This window comes from Hymenobacter profundi (assembly GCF_019334315.1).
GTDB lineage: Bacteria > Bacteroidota > Bacteroidia > Cytophagales > Hymenobacteraceae > Hymenobacter > Hymenobacter profundi.
In genome coordinates, this window is record NZ_JAHWGL010000107.1 from 1 (window position 1) to 16,878 (window position 16,878).

The 16,878-nt window shown below is 60.3% G+C and carries 11 protein-coding genes; 7 read left to right on the forward strand and 4 right to left on the reverse strand.

The features are described from left to right. Nucleotides 1-118: 118 nt before the first annotated feature. Together KYK14_RS18550 and KYK14_RS18555 are read left to right on the forward strand one after the other, a co-directional pair. Complete coding sequence (locus tag KYK14_RS18550; RefSeq protein ID WP_343217137.1) at nucleotides 119-1,342, forward strand: alpha/beta hydrolase family protein; 1,224 nt, start codon at nucleotides 119-121, stop codon at nucleotides 1,340-1,342. Nucleotides 1,343-1,626: 284 nt separating this feature from the next. Then, complete coding sequence (locus KYK14_RS18555; protein ID WP_219160912.1) at nucleotides 1,627-2,106, forward strand: GAF domain-containing protein; 480 nt, start codon at nucleotides 1,627-1,629, stop codon at nucleotides 2,104-2,106. 105 nt (nucleotides 2,107-2,211) lie between these two features. Here the strand turns inward: KYK14_RS18555 and KYK14_RS18560 are convergent, their stop codons facing one another. Beyond that, entirely contained in the window at nucleotides 2,212-3,459 is a 1,248-nt protein-coding gene (locus tag KYK14_RS18560; RefSeq protein ID WP_219160914.1) for a T9SS type A sorting domain-containing protein, read from the reverse strand. A 426-nt stretch (nucleotides 3,460-3,885) separates the two neighbouring features. Between KYK14_RS18560 and KYK14_RS18565 the strand changes: the two genes are divergently transcribed. The 4 genes from KYK14_RS18565 to KYK14_RS18580 all read left to right on the forward strand — a co-directional run bounded on the left by KYK14_RS18565 (nucleotide 3,886) and on the right by KYK14_RS18580 (nucleotide 12,308). Further along, nucleotides 3,886-7,077, forward strand: a complete 3,192-nt coding sequence (locus KYK14_RS18565; protein WP_219160916.1) for a SusC/RagA family TonB-linked outer membrane protein — start codon at nucleotides 3,886-3,888, stop codon at nucleotides 7,075-7,077. 24 nt (nucleotides 7,078-7,101) lie between these two features. Continuing rightward, nucleotides 7,102-8,742, forward strand: a complete 1,641-nt coding sequence (locus KYK14_RS18570; RefSeq protein WP_219160917.1) for a RagB/SusD family nutrient uptake outer membrane protein — start codon at nucleotides 7,102-7,104, stop codon at nucleotides 8,740-8,742. A 216-nt stretch (nucleotides 8,743-8,958) separates the two neighbouring features. Next, on the forward strand, nucleotides 8,959-10,200 hold the full coding sequence (locus KYK14_RS18575; protein WP_185282175.1) for a YdcF family protein: 1,242 nt from the start codon (nucleotides 8,959-8,961) through the stop codon (nucleotides 10,198-10,200). A 44-nt stretch (nucleotides 10,201-10,244) separates the two neighbouring features. Further along, entirely contained in the window at nucleotides 10,245-12,308 is a 2,064-nt protein-coding gene (locus KYK14_RS18580; protein ID WP_185282176.1) for a glycoside hydrolase domain-containing protein, read from the forward strand. Between the two features lie 168 nt (nucleotides 12,309-12,476). On the opposite strand, the gene KYK14_RS18585 is transcribed toward KYK14_RS18580, so the two are convergent. The 3 genes from KYK14_RS18585 to KYK14_RS18595 form a co-directional block, all read right to left on the reverse strand. Next, nucleotides 12,477-12,860, reverse strand: a complete 384-nt coding sequence (locus KYK14_RS18585; protein ID WP_185282177.1) for a hypothetical protein — start codon at nucleotides 12,858-12,860, stop codon at nucleotides 12,477-12,479. 1 nt (nucleotide 12,861) lies between these two features. Next, nucleotides 12,862-15,303 carry a penicillin acylase family protein gene (locus tag KYK14_RS18590; protein WP_219160919.1) on the reverse strand — a complete coding sequence of 814 codons (2,442 nt, stop codon included), beginning with the start codon at nucleotides 15,301-15,303 and terminating at the stop codon, nucleotides 12,862-12,864. A gap of 68 nt (nucleotides 15,304-15,371) precedes the next feature. Continuing rightward, on the reverse strand, nucleotides 15,372-15,815 hold the full coding sequence (locus tag KYK14_RS18595; RefSeq protein WP_219160921.1) for a hypothetical protein: 444 nt from the start codon (nucleotides 15,813-15,815) through the stop codon (nucleotides 15,372-15,374). A 131-nt stretch (nucleotides 15,816-15,946) separates the two neighbouring features. On the opposite strand from KYK14_RS18595, the gene KYK14_RS18600 reads away from it, so the two are divergent. Then, the gene (locus KYK14_RS18600; protein WP_219160923.1) at nucleotides 15,947-16,648 is read left to right on the forward strand and encodes a head GIN domain-containing protein; all 702 of its coding nucleotides are present in this window, start codon (nucleotides 15,947-15,949) and stop codon (nucleotides 16,646-16,648) included. Nucleotides 16,649-16,878 lie beyond the last annotated feature (230 nt).

Below are 16,878 nucleotides of genomic sequence, written 5' to 3' on the forward strand. Positions count from 1 at the left end.
AATCCGTGTCATCCGAAAAATCCGAGCAAATCCGTGGTTCTGACTTACCACTACGAAATCGAATCTTTTGGGCGCCGCAGTGTTATACAAAGACCTTCAATTCATTCTATTCTGTATCGTGCGTTTTCCTAAGCTTGCTACCCGATTTGCGTGGCTGACTGGTTTCCTGGGTATTGCCCTGGGCGCTGGTACGGCCGTCAGTTGCAATTCCGATTCGCCTACCCCTACCACCTCCACCGAAACCCCCGAGGCTCCGGTGGCCGCTACCCATTTAGTGGGCAGCAAGCTCATTGGCGAGTACAGCGCCCAGGCGTTGGCCGGCCGCGTGTCGCAGGTGCCGCTGGTGGGGGCGCTGGCCAAGTATCCTATCAAAGTATACCGGCTCACCTACACCACCCAAAACACCGACGGCCAGACCGTGACGGCCTCCGGGGCGCTGCTAGTGCCTACAGCGCCTGTGGCCTTGCCGCTCCTCAGCTACCAGCACGGCACCCTGCGCCCCGCCGATGAGAACCGGGCACCCTCTTATTATAGCCAGAGCAGCGAAGTGTATTCGGCAGTGTCGGTGCTGGCCTCCACGGGCTACATTGTAGCGGCCCCGGATTATATTGGCTACGGTGCGTCCAAAAATCTGCCGCATCCCTACGAGCACGCGGCCTCGCTGGCATCCTCGTCGTTGGATATGCTGCGGGCGGCGCGGGAGTTCTGCGCCCAGCAGAAAATCCAGCGCAACGACAAGAACTTTCTGGTAGGCTACTCCGAGGGTGGTTTTGCGACCATGGCCTTGCACAAGCTCATCGAGGAGAAAAATAGCCAGGAGTTTACCGTGACGGCCAGCGCCCCCGGCGCGGGCGCCTACCACAAATCGGCCTTTGCGCGCTATATCCTCAGCAGCGACCAGCCGTTGAACTTTCTGAGTACCTACGTGTGGGTGCTGAGCACCTACGACCGGGTGTATAAGCTGAACCGGCCATTCGACTACTACTACAAAGCACCATATGCCGCGCAGTTAAAGGCCAATCAGTTTAGCGCTGTGCCGCAACTGCCCAGCCAGCTGTTCTCGACTACTTTCCGTGACGCGGTACTGAACGGCACCGACGCGCCCCTGTCTGCTACCCTCACCGACAACGACATCTACGACTGGAAGCCCACCGCGCCCGTCGCCCTCTTCCACGGCACCGCCGACGACTACGTGCCCTTCTTCAACTCTGAAGATGCCTACAAAGCCATGCGCGCCCGCGGGGCTACCCAGGTGGAGCTACACCCCATCGAAGGCGGCAACCACTTCACGGCCGCGGCGGTGTACACGCTGTCCGCCTACGCGTTCATTGCGCAGTATTAGTGTGTAGCGGATGAAGCCACCATTCACGTCGCCTACTGGTCGGACGCTGTAGGGCGTCCGACCAGTAGGCGACAACCATCTAAGCCGTCTAATGCAGTTTCTGGCACAGCTCCAGCTGGCCGGACTGAATGGCATCGTGGTAAAAGTTGAAAATGCCTGCCTCCGGATCCGTCGATGCCAAGGGTGCAAAAACGGTTGTGCTCAGGGGGCAAACCTAATATAACGCTGCCTTCGGAGAGGCAAACCGTACCTTTACACGTAGTATCCTTTGACCACTAAATTCTATGCGGGACGAAATCAGCGTATTCGGGCAAGTGATGCAGCAGCAGGGCCTACATGCGGCGTTGGAGTACCTCAACAGTCGGACCCCGCACCGCTACACGGGTCTATTTCGGTTCGATGGGGAGGTATTGCGCAACGAGGCCTTGTTCGACCGCTACCAACCTGCCATGCGGCGAGGCGACGATGTGCCCATGGCCGTTACGTACTGTTCCCTGGTAGGGCGGCAGCAGGCGCCTTTGGAAATAACAGATGCTACCATTGACTCACATGTGTTGGGCCTGATCGATACGCCCGTCATTTCCTATTGCGGAGTGCTCGTGCGCGATGCTCAGGGCCAGCCTTTTGGTACGCTGTGCCACTACGATATGCAGCGCTGCCAGGAGCGCACCACCGACCAACCACTGCTCGAAGCCGCTGCCAAGCTGCTCTACCAACAACTACAAGCAGACCGCTTGCAACCGTCAACTCTCCCAGAACACTAAATCAGAGAGCAGCAGAAAAGGTGAGCTGTGTTGAGAAGGTGGGGGTTTCTTTTTTACCTGAAGCCTGCTATGCACTTATGGTGTGTAAACAGGACGCAACGCTGCTTACTCAATCAGCAACGTTTGCGAGTAGGTGGCGTGCGCGGAGGTGATACGCACAGCATACAGACCGGGTGCCAGGTGCGCAAGGTTCAACTCGTGGGACTGGTTGCGGGCGTGCAGTTGAGCTGTGAGCACAAGGCGTCCGCTGGAGTCGTGCACGGTCAGCTGACTGTCTTCGGGGGTAGGCGCCAGTGTTTGCACGCGCAGCACGTGGCGTGCCGGGTTAGGGTACAGCGCAAAGCGGGCCGCTCCGGCCTGCTGGCTGCTGGTGGTAGCCACCGGCGCCAGCCACTCGCCTAGCGCCAGCGAATACAGGCGGGGTGGCACCGTGAGAAAAGACGTAGCGAGGCGCTCGTTGGACACCAGCACCGAGTAGCGGTCGGTGAACGTAAGGGCTTCTACCTGTCCTACCAGCAGCGCCGAGGGAAGGTCGATACGGCGCTTGTTGCCTTGCAGCACGCGACCCGTTGGGAAATCAAACAGCAGCCACGCAAACGTAGCACCCGTGGCGGTGTAGCCCAATAGCGCGGCCTCCGTACCTGCGGCATTGAGCGCGGCCCCGGTCACGAGGCCGTTTACGTTGAGCGTGGCACGGTATCGGGCCGCGTAGGTGCCCGGCGTGGCCGGCACGGTGTAGTAGCTGGTTTGCTGATCGGCCCAGTTCTTCGTGAAAATATGCAAGGAGTCGTTGGCGACGAAAAACGCCTCCGCATCGAAATTGTGCTGATTGACAGGAGGCTGAAAGTTGGTCTGCTGGGGGTAGGAAAATGCAATGGCCTCCGCAGACACAGTTATGTCGGGCGCGGTGCCAATGGCCGCTTTCGGGACGCGCAAAACGCGCAAATCGCGCCGGTTGCCAGCGTTGTTGCCAAAGTCGCCGATGTACAGGTACCGGTCATCGGCGGTCAGGTCCTCCCAGTCCACATTCGCAAAGTTGCTGATGCGTACGCGCTGCCGCACCTCGCCGGTAGCGGGGTCGAGGCGATACAGCACAGGCTCGTTGCCGCTGTCGTTGAGCGTCCAGAGCTGCTGGTTGGTGTAGATCAAGCCGGAGGTTTCGTGCACCTCCAAGGGTAGGGCGGCCCGAATGGGTAGGGCCGCAGTGGTGGCCGGGTAGCGGCAGGAACCATCGTTGCTAGTGGCCGAGGGGGCAAAATTGGTGGCCCGCGCATCGGTGCAGCCGGTTTGGGCGGCCGCATGGTAGCCAAGGCCGGGCAGAAACAGGAGGAAGGCTAGTATTTTCTGCTTCATGCGGGCGAAAGAAAGTGGAGCGGCAAGTAACAATATAGGATTTGATTATCAAATAGTTGTACAGTTTCTTGATGCATGCGTGATAGAGAGAAGGCTACGGCTACAGGTCATGGCAACAGTTTGGTAACATGCCGGGAACAATAACGAAAACCAGACGGGCTTCTTTTGTGCCGCCAATAGCCAATCCAGGCAGCTGTAGAGACAAAGTGAACACGCAAGAGCGGGTTGTCTACAGCCAGTAGCGCGGTAGTGGCCAACACGTGGCAACCAACCAGCAACCAAATCGGCGGCGCACTTACTGGGAATAATCGTGCAACTTATCGCTGCTATTCGCAGCCTGTTGCCGGATACGCACCTATAGGTAGGTGCCCGCTTTCCTAGAGGTTGCGCAGCTGCTTTCTTCCACCACCAAAACCCTTTCCCTGCATGCAACACTCCCTACCCAAACGTTCCGGCTACCGCCGACCCTACTACCTGACCGGGGTAGCGCTGGCGCTAAGCTGGACCACACTCGCTACGGCCAAACCCGTCCTGCTCCCCGCCACGCATGCCGTGCGCCCCGCAACCGTGTTGGCCCGCACTATTCAAGGACAGGTGAAGGACACCAACGGGCAAGCTTTGCCGGGCGTATCCATCTCCCTGAAAGGCACCGCGCAAGGCACCGTAACGGATGCCGCGGGTAACTTTCAGCTCAGCATTCCCGACGAGGTAGGGCAGCCCACGCTGGTGTTCTCCTTCATTGGCTACGAAAACCAGGAGGTGCAGGTAGGCAACCAGACTACCCTGGCCGTAACGATGCGCGAAAGCACCACCGCGCTAGATCAGGTAGTGGTGGTGGGCTACACCACGCAGGAGGCGAAAGACGTAACCGGCGCCGTGGGTGTGCTGCCGCTGGATCGGGTGAAGAACTTCCCGGTAGCCAGCCCCGAGAAACTGCTGCAAGGCCAGGTGGCAGGCGTGCAGGTGAGCACCGATGGCGCGCCCGGTGGTGGCGCCGTGGTGCGGGTGCGCGGCCTGGGCACGCTCGGCGACAGCGACCCGCTGTATATTATTGATGGAGTGCCTACGAAGAACGGTATCAATCAGTTGAACCCCAACGACATTGAGTCGATGCAGGTGCTGAAGGATGCGTCTTCCACGGCCATCTACGGGGCGCGGGCTTCCAACGGGGTAGTGGTCATCACCACCCGGCAGGGCAAATCGGGCAAGACGCAGCTGAGCTTCGACTCCTACTACGGGCTACAATCGGTGTACAACCTGCCCGACATGGTGTCGCCTACCCAGCTGGCGCAGGTGGAGTTCGATGCCCAGCGCAACAGCGGCCAGACGCCCAGCCACCCGCAGTACGGCAACGGCGCGCAACCTGTGCTACCCGAGTTTTTGCAGCGCAACCCCGATGTGCGGGCCAACGTGGCCGGCACCAACTGGTTTAAAACCATTTTCCGCACGGCGCCTATCCAGAACTACTCGCTGGGCTTGTCGGGCGGGAGCGAAACCAGCCGGCACGCCATCAACCTCACCTACTTCGGGCAAGATGGTATCCTGGATTACACGGGTTTCAAGCGCGTGTCGCTGCGCGTGAATACCGAATACACGGTGCTGAAGCGGCTGAAGGTAGGCGAGAACTTCACGGCCAGCTACGCCCGCTCGGTGCAGGCGGGTTCCAACGCCGTGAACGGCGGCATCATCTACGACGCCTACCGCCTACCCTCCATTGTGCCCGTGCGCGACGAGAACGGCAACTTTGCCGGTCCGGCTGCGGGCCTGGGCGACGCCGGCAACCCGCTACGCGCCCTCTACAACAACCGCGACAACGCCTCCCGCAACCTGCGCGCCCTGGGCAACGCCTACGCCGAGCTGGAAGTGCTCGATAACCTGTTCGTTCGCTCGTCCATCGGTATTGACTACCTGTCGAGCAACTTTCGGGGCTTTTCGCCGAGCTACACCGAGGGCATCGCCAACAACCCCATTTCCAACCTGAACGTCAACAACGCCTACACCATTAACTGGACGTGGACCAACACTGCGCGCTACAGCCGCGACTTTGGTAAGCATAACCTGGCCGTGGTGGTGGGTACGGAAGCCATTCGGAACACCAACGAAGGCTTTGCGGCCTACCGGGAAAACTTCCTGATCAGCGACCCCAACTTCCGCTACCTCGATGCGGGCCAGGGCCTGCAAACCAACAGCGGTACCGGCTCGGCCTGGGCCCTGTTCTCGCAGTTCGGCCGCCTCGACTACAACTTTGCCAGCAAGTACTTGGCCTCGGCCTCGGTGCGCCGCGACGGCTCCAGCCGCTTCCCCAGTAACAACCGCTACGCCGTGTTCCCGGCTTTCTCGGCGGGCTGGCGCTTGTCGGAGGAGACGTTCTTTAAGGAGGTGAACTGGCTGAGCAACCTGAAGCTGCGCGCCTCGTGGGGGCAGAGCGGCAACCAGGAAATCGGTAACTACCCGGCCTTCGATATCTACGGCATCAGCCCGACCAACACCAACTACCCCATCACGGGGAGCAACGGTACGGTGCAAACCGGCTACGCGGCCCGCGCCATTGGCAACCCCAACCTGAAGTGGGAAACCTCCACTCAAACCGATATCGGGCTGGACTTCGGGGTGCTGCGCAACCGCTTGAACTTCAGTGTCGATTTCTTCGATAAAGTGACCAAAGACGTGCTGGTGCGGGTGCCACGTCCGGCCCTGGCGGGCGAGGTGCTGGTGCCGTACGAAAACGCCGGCCGCATTCGCAACCGCGGCCTGGAGTTTCAGGCCAGCTACCAGAGCGACGCCGCCAAGGATTTCACTTGGGGCGTATCGGCCAACGGGTCGGTGATCCGCAACAAGGTGCTGTCGCTGGGCGAGGGCAACTCCTTTATTCCGGGCTACGTGAGCAACAACCTCACGCGGGGCCTGTCGCTCTCGCGCACGGAGGTAGGCAAGCCGGTGGCGTATTTCTATGGTTACGTAGTGGATGGCATCTTCCAGAACCAGGCCGAGGTTGACGCGGCGCCGGCCCAGCGCGGCAAAGGCATTGGCCGTTGGCGCTACCAGGATTTGAACGGCGACGGCACCGTGAACGAGCAGGACCAGCAGCAGATTGGCAAGCCTCAGCCTGATTTAACCTACGGCATCAACTTCAACGCCGCCTACAAGAACCTCGATCTGAGCTTGTTCATCCAGGGCGTGCAGGGCATCGATATTTACAACTTCAGCAAGTACAACACTGATTTTGCCTTCGACCCCTTCAACAAAAACACGCGCATTCTGGACTCCTGGACGCCCGAGAACCCCGGTGCTTCGCTGCCCCAGCTCAGCAAAACCAACTCCAACGACGAGCTGCGGCCGTCTACCTACTTCGTTGAAAATGGCTCCTACGCTCGCCTGAAAAACATTCAGCTGGGCTACACCATTCCGGTGGCCTGGACCTCGGCCATTCGGGCCAGCAGCGTGCGGGTGTACGTGCAGGCGCAGAACCTCTTCACCATCACCAACTACACGGGCATGGACCCCGAGGTGAACCTGCAAAACTACAGCGCCGTGGACCGCAACCTCGACCAGAACGTGGACCGTGGCTACTACCCGCAGCCCCGCGCGGTGCTGTTCGGCATCAACGCCCGGTTCTAACCTTCCACGCTCCTTCTCTTTGTCATGAAAAATAAAGTACTCCTGCTGGCTCTGGCAACGTCGCTGGCTAGCTGCAATAAAGATTTCCTGGACGAACAGCCCCGCGCCAGCCTTTCCTCCACGGACCTGAATAACTTGGCCGCAGTAGAGGCCCTTATTACGGCCGCCTACGCGCCGCTGGGCGGACAAATTGACGACGCTAACAACGCCTTCAACTCGCCCGGTACCAACTGGACGTTTGGCGATGTGGTGTCGGACGACGCCTACAAAGGCGGCGGCGGGGTAGGCGACCAGAACGGCATGCACCTGATGGAGATTTTCCTCACGAACTCCAACATCATTGATGTGGAGCGCAAGTGGCGCGCCTGCTACGAGGGCATTGCCCGCGCCAACCGCGCCATTCGGGCCGTGGATGGGTTTGCGGGCATGAGCGAAGACTTGAAAAAGATTCGGCTGGGTGAGCTGCACCTGCTGCGCGGGCACTACTACTTCGATCTGAAAAAGATCTACAACCGCATACCGTGGGTGGACGAAACGGCGCGGGATATTACGGAATACGACATTCCGAACAACCTCTCGGACGCGCAGCTGTGGAAGAACATCGAAAACGACTTCCTGCTGGCCCAAACCAACCTGCCCGCCAAACAAACCGACCTGGGCCGCGTGAGCAAGGGCGCCGCTACGGCCTACCTGGCCAAGCTCTACGCCTACACCAAGGACTACCCCAAGGTGATTGCCGCCGCTGATGCGGTGCTGGCCTCGGGCCTCTACCGCCTCAACGACAACTACCACGACAACTTCGACCCCACCAAAGAGCACGGCCCGGAGAGCCTGTTTGCCATCGAGCGCTCCATCCGCGACGGTACGCCCAGCAACTTCCGGGGCAGCCTGGATGAGCGCCTGCTGAACCCCGGCGGCCCTTACTACCCCGTGTACGGCTTCGATATGCCGAGCCAGGACCTGGTGAATGCCTACAAAACCACCGCCGCCGGCCTACCCCAAACCGATAAGTCGGACGTGGGCGCTGCTGACTCCGTAGACCCACGCCTCGACCACGCGGTGGCCCGGCCCGGCATTCAGTTTCTGGACCTGGCGCCGTATGCTGCCAGCTGGGCCCGCGACGCTGGTACCTACGGGGTGTTCAGCTTCAAGAAGCGCATGGTGAGTTCCCGCTCCACGTTCTACCTCAACCAGTTTCCGTGGGTGAGTGCCCTGAACTACGACATCATCCGGCTGGCCGATGTGCTGCTGCTGAAGGCCGAAGCCCAGGTGGAAACCGGCAACCTGGAGGGCGCCCGCGCCATTGTGAACCAGATTCGGCGGCGAGCCAACAACGATAAGGTGCTGAGCGCCAACGGCACGCCCGCCGCTACCTACAATGTGGCCGAGTACACCACTCCCTGGACCGACCCGGCCATTGCCCGCCAGGCCGTACGCACCGAGCGCCGCCTGGAGCTGGCGCTGGAAGGCCACCGCTTCTTCGACCTAGTGCGCTGGGGCATTGCCGACGAGGTGATGAACGACCACTTCAACCGCGAGAAAAGCCGCCGCACGTTTATGTCCACGGCGCGCTTCATAAAAGGCACGCACGAGTACTGGCCCATTCCGCAGTCGCAAATCAACCTGAGCAAAGGGCAATTGACGCAGAACCCAGGGTATAACTAAGCCTCTTTACTTTTAAGCCGTTTGTGTTACCCAGTGAACGATGTAGAGACGCATACTTGCGTCTTGTCGTTGAACGAAAGTCGGTCTGGTAGTGCGAACGACCAGACGCTAGTTAACGCAAACAGCCGCTAAGCGAAAACGTCATGCAGGGAAGCTTTCTGCATGACGTTTTCGCTTAAAGGAAAGGTGTAATACACAACGTAAAAACAGTTCTTGATGATGTGGCGACTACCTTCTGCCTTTCTACTGTTGGTGCTACTCAGCCGTTTCGGCTACGCCCAGGCACCACCGCCGGCCCAACGCACCGACTCGGTGTTGGTGGCGAAAACCTACCCGCTGCTGGCCTTACTGGAGGCAAAGCCAGCCCTGCGAAAAATAGTACAGGCCGATAAGGTGTTGCAACGCGTAGCGCAACGGCAGGCCCAACGCAGCTACCCGTTGCTCGCGGCGCGCCCCGCCAACGTGCAGCGCTACGTCGATTCGCTGGTGTGGCAGCCACGGGAGATTCGCGCTATCGGGCAGGAGCTACAGCGGTTGTATGTGGCCGACAAGGCGTTTAAAGTGGCGGTGCAGCCGTTGCTTGGTTCAGGCGGAGGCTACCCACTCTACGCTGCTCAACCCGATACGACCACCTTGCGCCTGGCCTGGCAAGATGCTGTGCAGGGCCTCAACCGCACGTTGCAAGTGTACGTGGCCAGCATGCGCCCGCGCTACCCCGTCATCGACTCCATTAGCTTTCCGCGCCAGGATGCTGCGTTTGCCCAGGCGCTACAGCAACAGCTATTGCCGTTACGGAAACGCCGCCAGCCCGCTACGTTCTATGAGGTGCCCCTACACGCTACCTTGGCCGCACTGCGTCTGAACGGCCGCGACGAAGCCGCCCGCTACGAGCCGCTTGGCGCGGGCCTTAATGCGGCTCCCAGCGCCGCCGTGGCCGGCACCGAGTGGGCGCGTTTCCCCTATACCATGATCTTGGTGCCGGGCATGGGACCCGAGCAGCCCGGCGTGGCACTGGACTCGATGAGTGCGCTACGTTGCCGCATGGCGGCGGCGCGCTACCGGGCGGGACAGGCGCCGTTTGTGGTGGTGTCGGGCGGGCACGTGCACCCCAACAAGACGCCCTTCTGCGAGGCCGTGGAGATGAAGAAATACATGGTCGGAACGCTGGGGCTGCCCGATGCGGCAGTGTTCATTGAGCCCCACGCCCGCCACACCACCACCAATCTGCGCAACGTTAGCCGGATGCTCTATGCCTTTGGCTTCCCCACGGATAAGCCCGTGCTGACCGTTACCGACGCCAGCCAGAGCCGCTACATCCTGAACATGGCCGAGCGCTGCCGCCGCGAGCTGGGCTACGTGCCCTACCGCGACCTACAACGCCTCTCCGATACAGAAAACAGCTACCTGCCGGTGCCCGAGGCCCGCCAACCCAACCCGTTCGACCCGCTCGATCCATAAAGCTGGCAACTAGTAGATAACCCTGTATCGCGTAATTTTTCCGCATGAAGCACTTATTCTGGCTCTTTTTCGCGCTTTGCTCTCTGCCAGCGCTGGCCCAAACGTCGCCTACCGAGCAGGTCAACGTTTTTCTGGGTTCATCCGGCGACCATGGTCAGATGTCGCCCGCCGCGTCCTACCCATTTTCCATGCTGAGCCTGGGGCCGCAGACCTACCCTAACCTGCATACCGGCTATGAGCACTTGGCCCGCACCTTTCTGGGCTTCACGCACACGCGGTTCGAGGGGGTAGGGTGCCAGGGCGCGGGCGGCAATCTGCTGGTGAAACCATTTCTGGGGAGTGACCCGGCGCAAACGCAACTCCTGAAAAAGACTGAGCACGCCGAGCCGGGCTACTACAGCGTCACGTTTGCCAACGGGGTAGGGGCTGAGCTAACGGTAGGGCAGCGCTTCGGGCTGCACCGCTACCATTTTCCAAGCGGGGCCGCGTCGGGGTTGTTCTTCAACCTGAGCCATTCCTTCGCCAACGGTTTCAAGCAAGAGGAACACACGACGCAAAACACTACCCTTACGGGTTGGATTGAAGCCGGTACCACCTGTAGCGCGGGCAAATACCGGCTTTACTACTTCCTCGAAATCAACCAACCCGTGCAATGGGAAACAGCAGGTGAGCACAAAATAGTAGCTCGCCTACCCAACGGCACCGCCGACGTAGAGGTGCGCGTGGCCTTCTCGTCCGTGAGTGCGGATGATGCCCGTGCCACGGTGCAAGGGCAGGCAAGAGCTTCGTTGGCGGAAGTGCGCCGCGCGGCCAGTCAGGCTTGGAACGCGCTGCTCACCCGCGTGCAGGTGCAAGGCGATGCCGACCGCGAAAAGCTGTTTTACTCGCTGCTCTACCGCACGTTGCAGTCGCCGTACGTGGTGTCGGAGGCGGATGGGCGCTACCGGGCCACCGATGGTTCGGTGCAGAAATCGAAGCGGCCGGTGTATAACGGGTGGGCTATCTGGGACAACTACCACACCCAGCTGCCGCTGTTTTCGCTGGCCTACCCCACCGAGTTTCAGGACGTAGCCACATCGTTGGCGGGCTTGTATCGCTACGGCAAGAAGGACTTTGCTACCCAGCACGAGCCCTCGCCCACCGTGCGTACGGAGCACGCCATTGTGGTGCTACTCGACGCCGTGCGCAAAGGCTACCGGGTAGACCTGCGCGGCATCCGCGACTCACTAATCCGGGAAGTCAACCGCCTCGACTACTCCCATCCCGATAAGGCGCTGGAGTCGTCGTACGACGCGTGGGCACTGAGCGAGCTGCTGGGCATTCTGAAAGACAAAACCCTGAGTGCGCAGTATCGACGCAAAGCCCTGGAATACAAAGAGTATTGGAAGAAGGATTTCCTGGATATGACCCGCTCCGACGTGGACCGCCTACCCGCCCGCGGCATGTACCAGGGCACCATCTGGCAATACCGCTGGAACGTGCCCTACGACATCAAAGGCTTACAAGAGATGGTAGGCGGCGAGGCAGAATTCCGTCAGCAGCTCGATACATTTTTCGGCGGAGATTACTACAACCACGCCAACGAAACCGACCTGCAAGCGCCTACCCTCTATAACGCCACCCGCCAGCCCTGGCAGTCGCAGGCGCTCATGCACCAACTGGCCGTCGATACGGTGGTGCAGAACTACTTCAACGACAACAGCCGCGGCATCGACCCCTACGTGGGCCGCATCTACCAGAACCAGCCCAAAGCCTACCTGCGCACCATGGACGACGACGCGGGCGCCATGTCGGCGTGGTACGTACTGACGGCCTGCGGTCTGATGCCTGCTTGCGTGGGGCAGCCCGTGTACTACCTTAACCTACCCTTATTCCGGGAAGTGAAGGTGCAAGTGGCGGATAAAAAGCAGCTAACGATTCAGGTAGAAAATTACACGCCTACCCGTCGCTACATCCAAAGCGCCCGCCTGAACGGCAAACCTCTGAACCGCAACTGGCTCACACATAAAGAACTGTCGGCGGGTGGCTCACTGGTGTTCGTGGCCAGCGACACCCCGAACGAAGCGTGGGGTAGGGAAAACCAGTGGGTTTCGTCGCTGAGTGAATAATTCACTCACCATCTGTCATTCTAAATTTTCTGTGTCATTCTGAGCGGAGCGAAGGACCTTTTGCCAGTTGAACGACAAGCGTAATAACGACTCGTTTCAACGTGATAAGGTCCTTCGCTCCGCTCAGAATGACACAGAAAATTTAGAATGACAAATAAGTGGAATCTTCTACTTCGGCTCCATCTCAACAACCGGTGCAACTGGCGGCTGAATTGGCCACAGCGCCTGCCGCAGCCAGCAGCCGGACAGCGCGGCCAAGCCACCTACCAACCCGCCTACTATTATCGTCACGAGCAGCAGCAGTGCGATGCTGCCGCTGAGGGGTAGCAACTCAGCCACACGATGCGCCAACACGCTATTATTCTGCCCATTCAGCCAGATAGCCAGCACCAGCCAGCCCAGCCCTACCCCGAAAAAGCCCGCCAGAAAGGCCTTGCCACCGGTGCGGCCCACCAACAGCGCCAGCAAAAAGGCCACGGGTACAATGCACCACCAGGGTAGGAAAATCTGCGCTACGGTGGCTGCGATGAGAATCAGAAGGAAGAGAAGCATCTTATTTCGTTGTCAGTTTCCAGGCGGCGCGGATTCGTTCGTTGCGCTCGTTGGGTTTTTGCAGGAAAACCAGTTCTGGCAGCTTGCCTTGCACCCACGGGTCAATCATGTTGTCATAGTAGCGCGAGCCGGGGTTGCCGCTCTGTCCGCCCGGAAACAGGCCGTAGGCCTTGGGCTGCGGCCCCAGCGCCACCACCATGCGCCACGAAGGGCCGTTGCGCTCGGTAATGGCATTCACGATGCCCACGCCGCCGCCCACGTTCAAGTTCATATGCCCGAAGCCGGGGAGCTGGGCCAGGTGCAGAATGTCGGTGCTCTTTTGGTTGGCCCAGTGCCAATCGTCGTTGAGGGGGCCAAACTTGCGCGTGAGCGAGTCGGTAGCCCAGCGGAACGATTGCAGCGCCAGATCGGGTAGGGTCTCCTTTTCGGGCGTCAGCTTGTCATCGATCCACGGTGAGTTGGGTTGTTGCAGGATGAGCGTGTTCGTCCGGTCGCGGTTGGGGTAGCGCATTTCCAGGCCGGTTTGCTTGCCGAAATCATCCTCCCAAATTCGTTTGATAAGTTGATTATACCACAGCTCGTAGATGCTCGGCCCCAGCGCGTCGGCATCGTAGGAGAAGTTCCAGCGTTGCAGCTCCTGGTATACGCGCTGCTCCGCAGGTTTCAGTTGGCCCGGCGCTACCAACGCCAGCATCCGCGGCAGCATCAGTTGGGCATTGATGCCGAAATTGTCGAGCTGCAACAGGCGCAGGCTGTCGGGGGTAGCGCGCTGCATGCGGGCCAGCCGCTCATTGATGCGGTGGCCCCGGTCCCAGAGCGAAAACTGCCACCCCAGGTAGTAGGGGTACTCCGGTCCCACCGGCGTCTGGTTGGCCGACGACACAAACCCGCGCTTCGGGTTGTACGACAATGGGTTCTGCTGGGCCGGAATCCAGCCGTGCCAGTCGTAGGCCGAGTCGGTACCATCCAGAATAAACTTGCCCTGGTCGTTCCACTTCAGCGGGAAACGGCCATTGGGCCGGATGGCAATATCCTTCTGATTGCTGGCAAAAATGAAGTTTTGGGCAGGCGAGCCGTAATGCGTGAGGGCCGCCAGATAGTCGGGGTAGGCGTGGGCGCGGTTGAGCAGGTAGAAGGTCAGCACCTCGTTGGCGCCGTCGTGCGCGGTCCAGCGCAGGGCATGGTGCACGGGCGTTTGGGATGAGAAGGGCTTCTCGTCGTGGTCGTACACGATGGGGCCGTGGCGCGTGTAGAGCACCGTATCGAGGCGGTCGGGCTGGCCTTTTATCTGGATGCGCTCCACCACCCGGCGCACCGGCAGCCAGCGGCCGGCGTATTGATATTCGCGCTTGGTGGCGTCTCTGAACTTGATTTGGTACCAGTCCATCACGTCGGCGCCGGTGTTGGTCACGCCCCAGGCCACGTCCTGGTTGAAGCCAATAATCAGGGTAGGCGCCCCCGGAATCGACACGCCGTACACGTTCACGCCCGGCGCCGAGAGCTGCATCTGGTACCAAATGCTGGGTAGGTTGAGCTGCAAGTGCGGGTCGTTGGCCAAGATAGGGTAGCCCGTGGCCGACTTGCCCGCGCCCACCGCAAAGTTGTTGGAGCCCAAATCCGGTGCCGGCTCATGCTGCGGTACCTTCCCCGACATAGCCGCCTCGAACCCTGCCGGGGTAGGCGGCACCGGCACCGGCGTGAAGTTGCGGGGCGAGCCTACCGGTACAATCGGGTCTTCCAGCCGCGGATAGTCTGGAAACAGGTCTTTCACTACCTCCGGCCCGTATTTGCCCAGGGCGTTGCTCAGGCGCAAATCATCGGAGCGGCCGCTCAGGTCGAAAGCCATCAGCTTGAGTAGCAGGGCGCTTTTCAGCGGTTCCCACGGCTCGGGGGCGTAGTTCAGGAGCTTGTACTCGAAGGGGTATTCTTTGGAATTGAGGGAGTTGATGTAGGCATTCACGCCGTCGGAGTAGGCCGTGAGGGCCAGCCGGGTGCGCGGGTCCACCATCATCGAATCGAGGGAGCGTTGCGCGCCGTACACCATGCCCATGCGCCGGAAAAAGCGGTCCATCTCCAGGCGCTCCGGCCCCACAATCTCAGCCAGCCGGCCGGCCGCCACGTGGGTCATAAAGTCCATCTGCCAGAGCCGGTCGCGGGCTGTGAGGTAGCCTTGGGTGTAGTACAGGTCGTGGTCGTTTTGGGCGAATACGTGCGCCACGCGCTGGTCGTCGAAGCGCACTTGTACTGGTTGCTCCAGGGCAGGTAGGGCCAGCTCCTGCCGCTTGGGAAAGTCGGCCGCCGTTTCGCCCTCGCGCCAAAAACCCACATACGGACTCAGAAACTTGCCAAACGGTGGCACAGTACCGTGGCTGGTATGCAGCACCCACGTGAGGGCAATGGTGAGGACAAAAGCAACGGCAAACTTGATCCAGCGGAAAACCATAGCAGGTGAATTAAGCGCTGGAAGGTAGGGAAGTGGGACGAAAATCTTGTGGCCTACCCCATACTGAATTATACGGCGAGGTACTGCATCAGCAACCAACCCAGCAGTGCCAGCCGCACCGTCCAGAGCACCGTGCGCAGCCAGTTGGTGCGTACCAGCCCATCAATGGTCACGTAGTTATAGCCGTGCTGCCCCAGCCGGTTGTGGAACGGCACCGACACAAAAAACGTGGCGGCCCAAATGGCTACCACCAGCGCCAGCCCTACCCAACCCGCCGCGCCTAGGGTAGCCCGCCCCTGCCACGCCAGCCACAAGGCCAGTCCCAGCTCGGCCACCATCGGGGCCAGCACCACCCAACTGATGCGGGTGGAGTGCCGCTGGTGAAACGCCGCAAACCGCTCCGGCGCTACCTCCGCAAACGCGGGATACACCACCAGCTGCACCGTCCAGATAACGCCGGTGAGATAGGCCGTAAGGGCGCCATTGAGCAGCAGCAGGGTAGGGAGAGACATGGTAGAGAAAGGTAGAAAGCGGGGTGCAATAGGCTTTTGGAGTTGAATACGTACCTGCTGTAAAATAGCGGGGCAACCCTTGTGCAAGTAGTTGCATCTACCACACATACCTCACCACTAACCGTACCCCCATGAAAACGCTGACCTTTCTTTGCCTGCTCTTATTTGCTGCCTTCCTGACGCAGCCAGCGCTAGCCGATACCCGCGAAACGCGGCAGGTAAGCGCTTTTTCTGAAATTGGGTTGGGAGGTTCAGCCAACGTGATACTGCGCCAGGGTAGCCCCCAAAAGATAGAGGTAGAAGGTAGCTCCGAAGACATAGCACGCCTCGAAACTATCGTCGAAGGCAAACGCCTGCGCATTCGGCGCAAGCCAGAAAACAACTTCCGCGGCCGCGACTACCAGGGCAAAATTACCGTCTACATCACCATGCCCGACATCAACGCGCTGGCCGTGAGCGGTTCGGGTAGCATCAAGGCCATGACTGATGTGCAAAGCCACGTGTTGGCACTATCCATTAGCGGCTCGGGCGACATTGAACTGCCCGAAATGCAGGCCGACAAAACGGATATTTCCATCTCGGGCTCCGGCAGCGTAAACGTAGCGGGCGTCAGCACCGATACCAACGTGAGCATCAGTGGCTCGGGCAGCATTCAGGCCACCAAGCTGCGCGCCGAAACGTGCGGCGTGCGTATTGCCGGTTCGGGCAATGCCCGCGTGTATGCCTCCAAAACGCTGGACGCTCGCATCGCCGGTTCGGGCAGCGTATACGTGAGCGGCAATCCGCAAGTGAGCAGTTCCGTAGCCGGCAGCGGCCGCGTGCACCGCAGCTAAGGGTAGAACAGCGTGACCCCACCCCCGGCTCCTTCCCTCCGGGAGAGGGGTGGGGTCTAGTAGTAGTAACGTTGTGAAAAGTGAAAACTCACTCCTCACAATTCCACAAGTTCCCCTTTACGCCTGGCACCCCTCTCCCGGAGGGGAGGGGCTGGGGGTAGGGTCACGCTCGTTAAAAATCGAACAGGCCGCGGCGGGTGCCGCTTTTCTCCCGGCTTCTCGACTTTTTC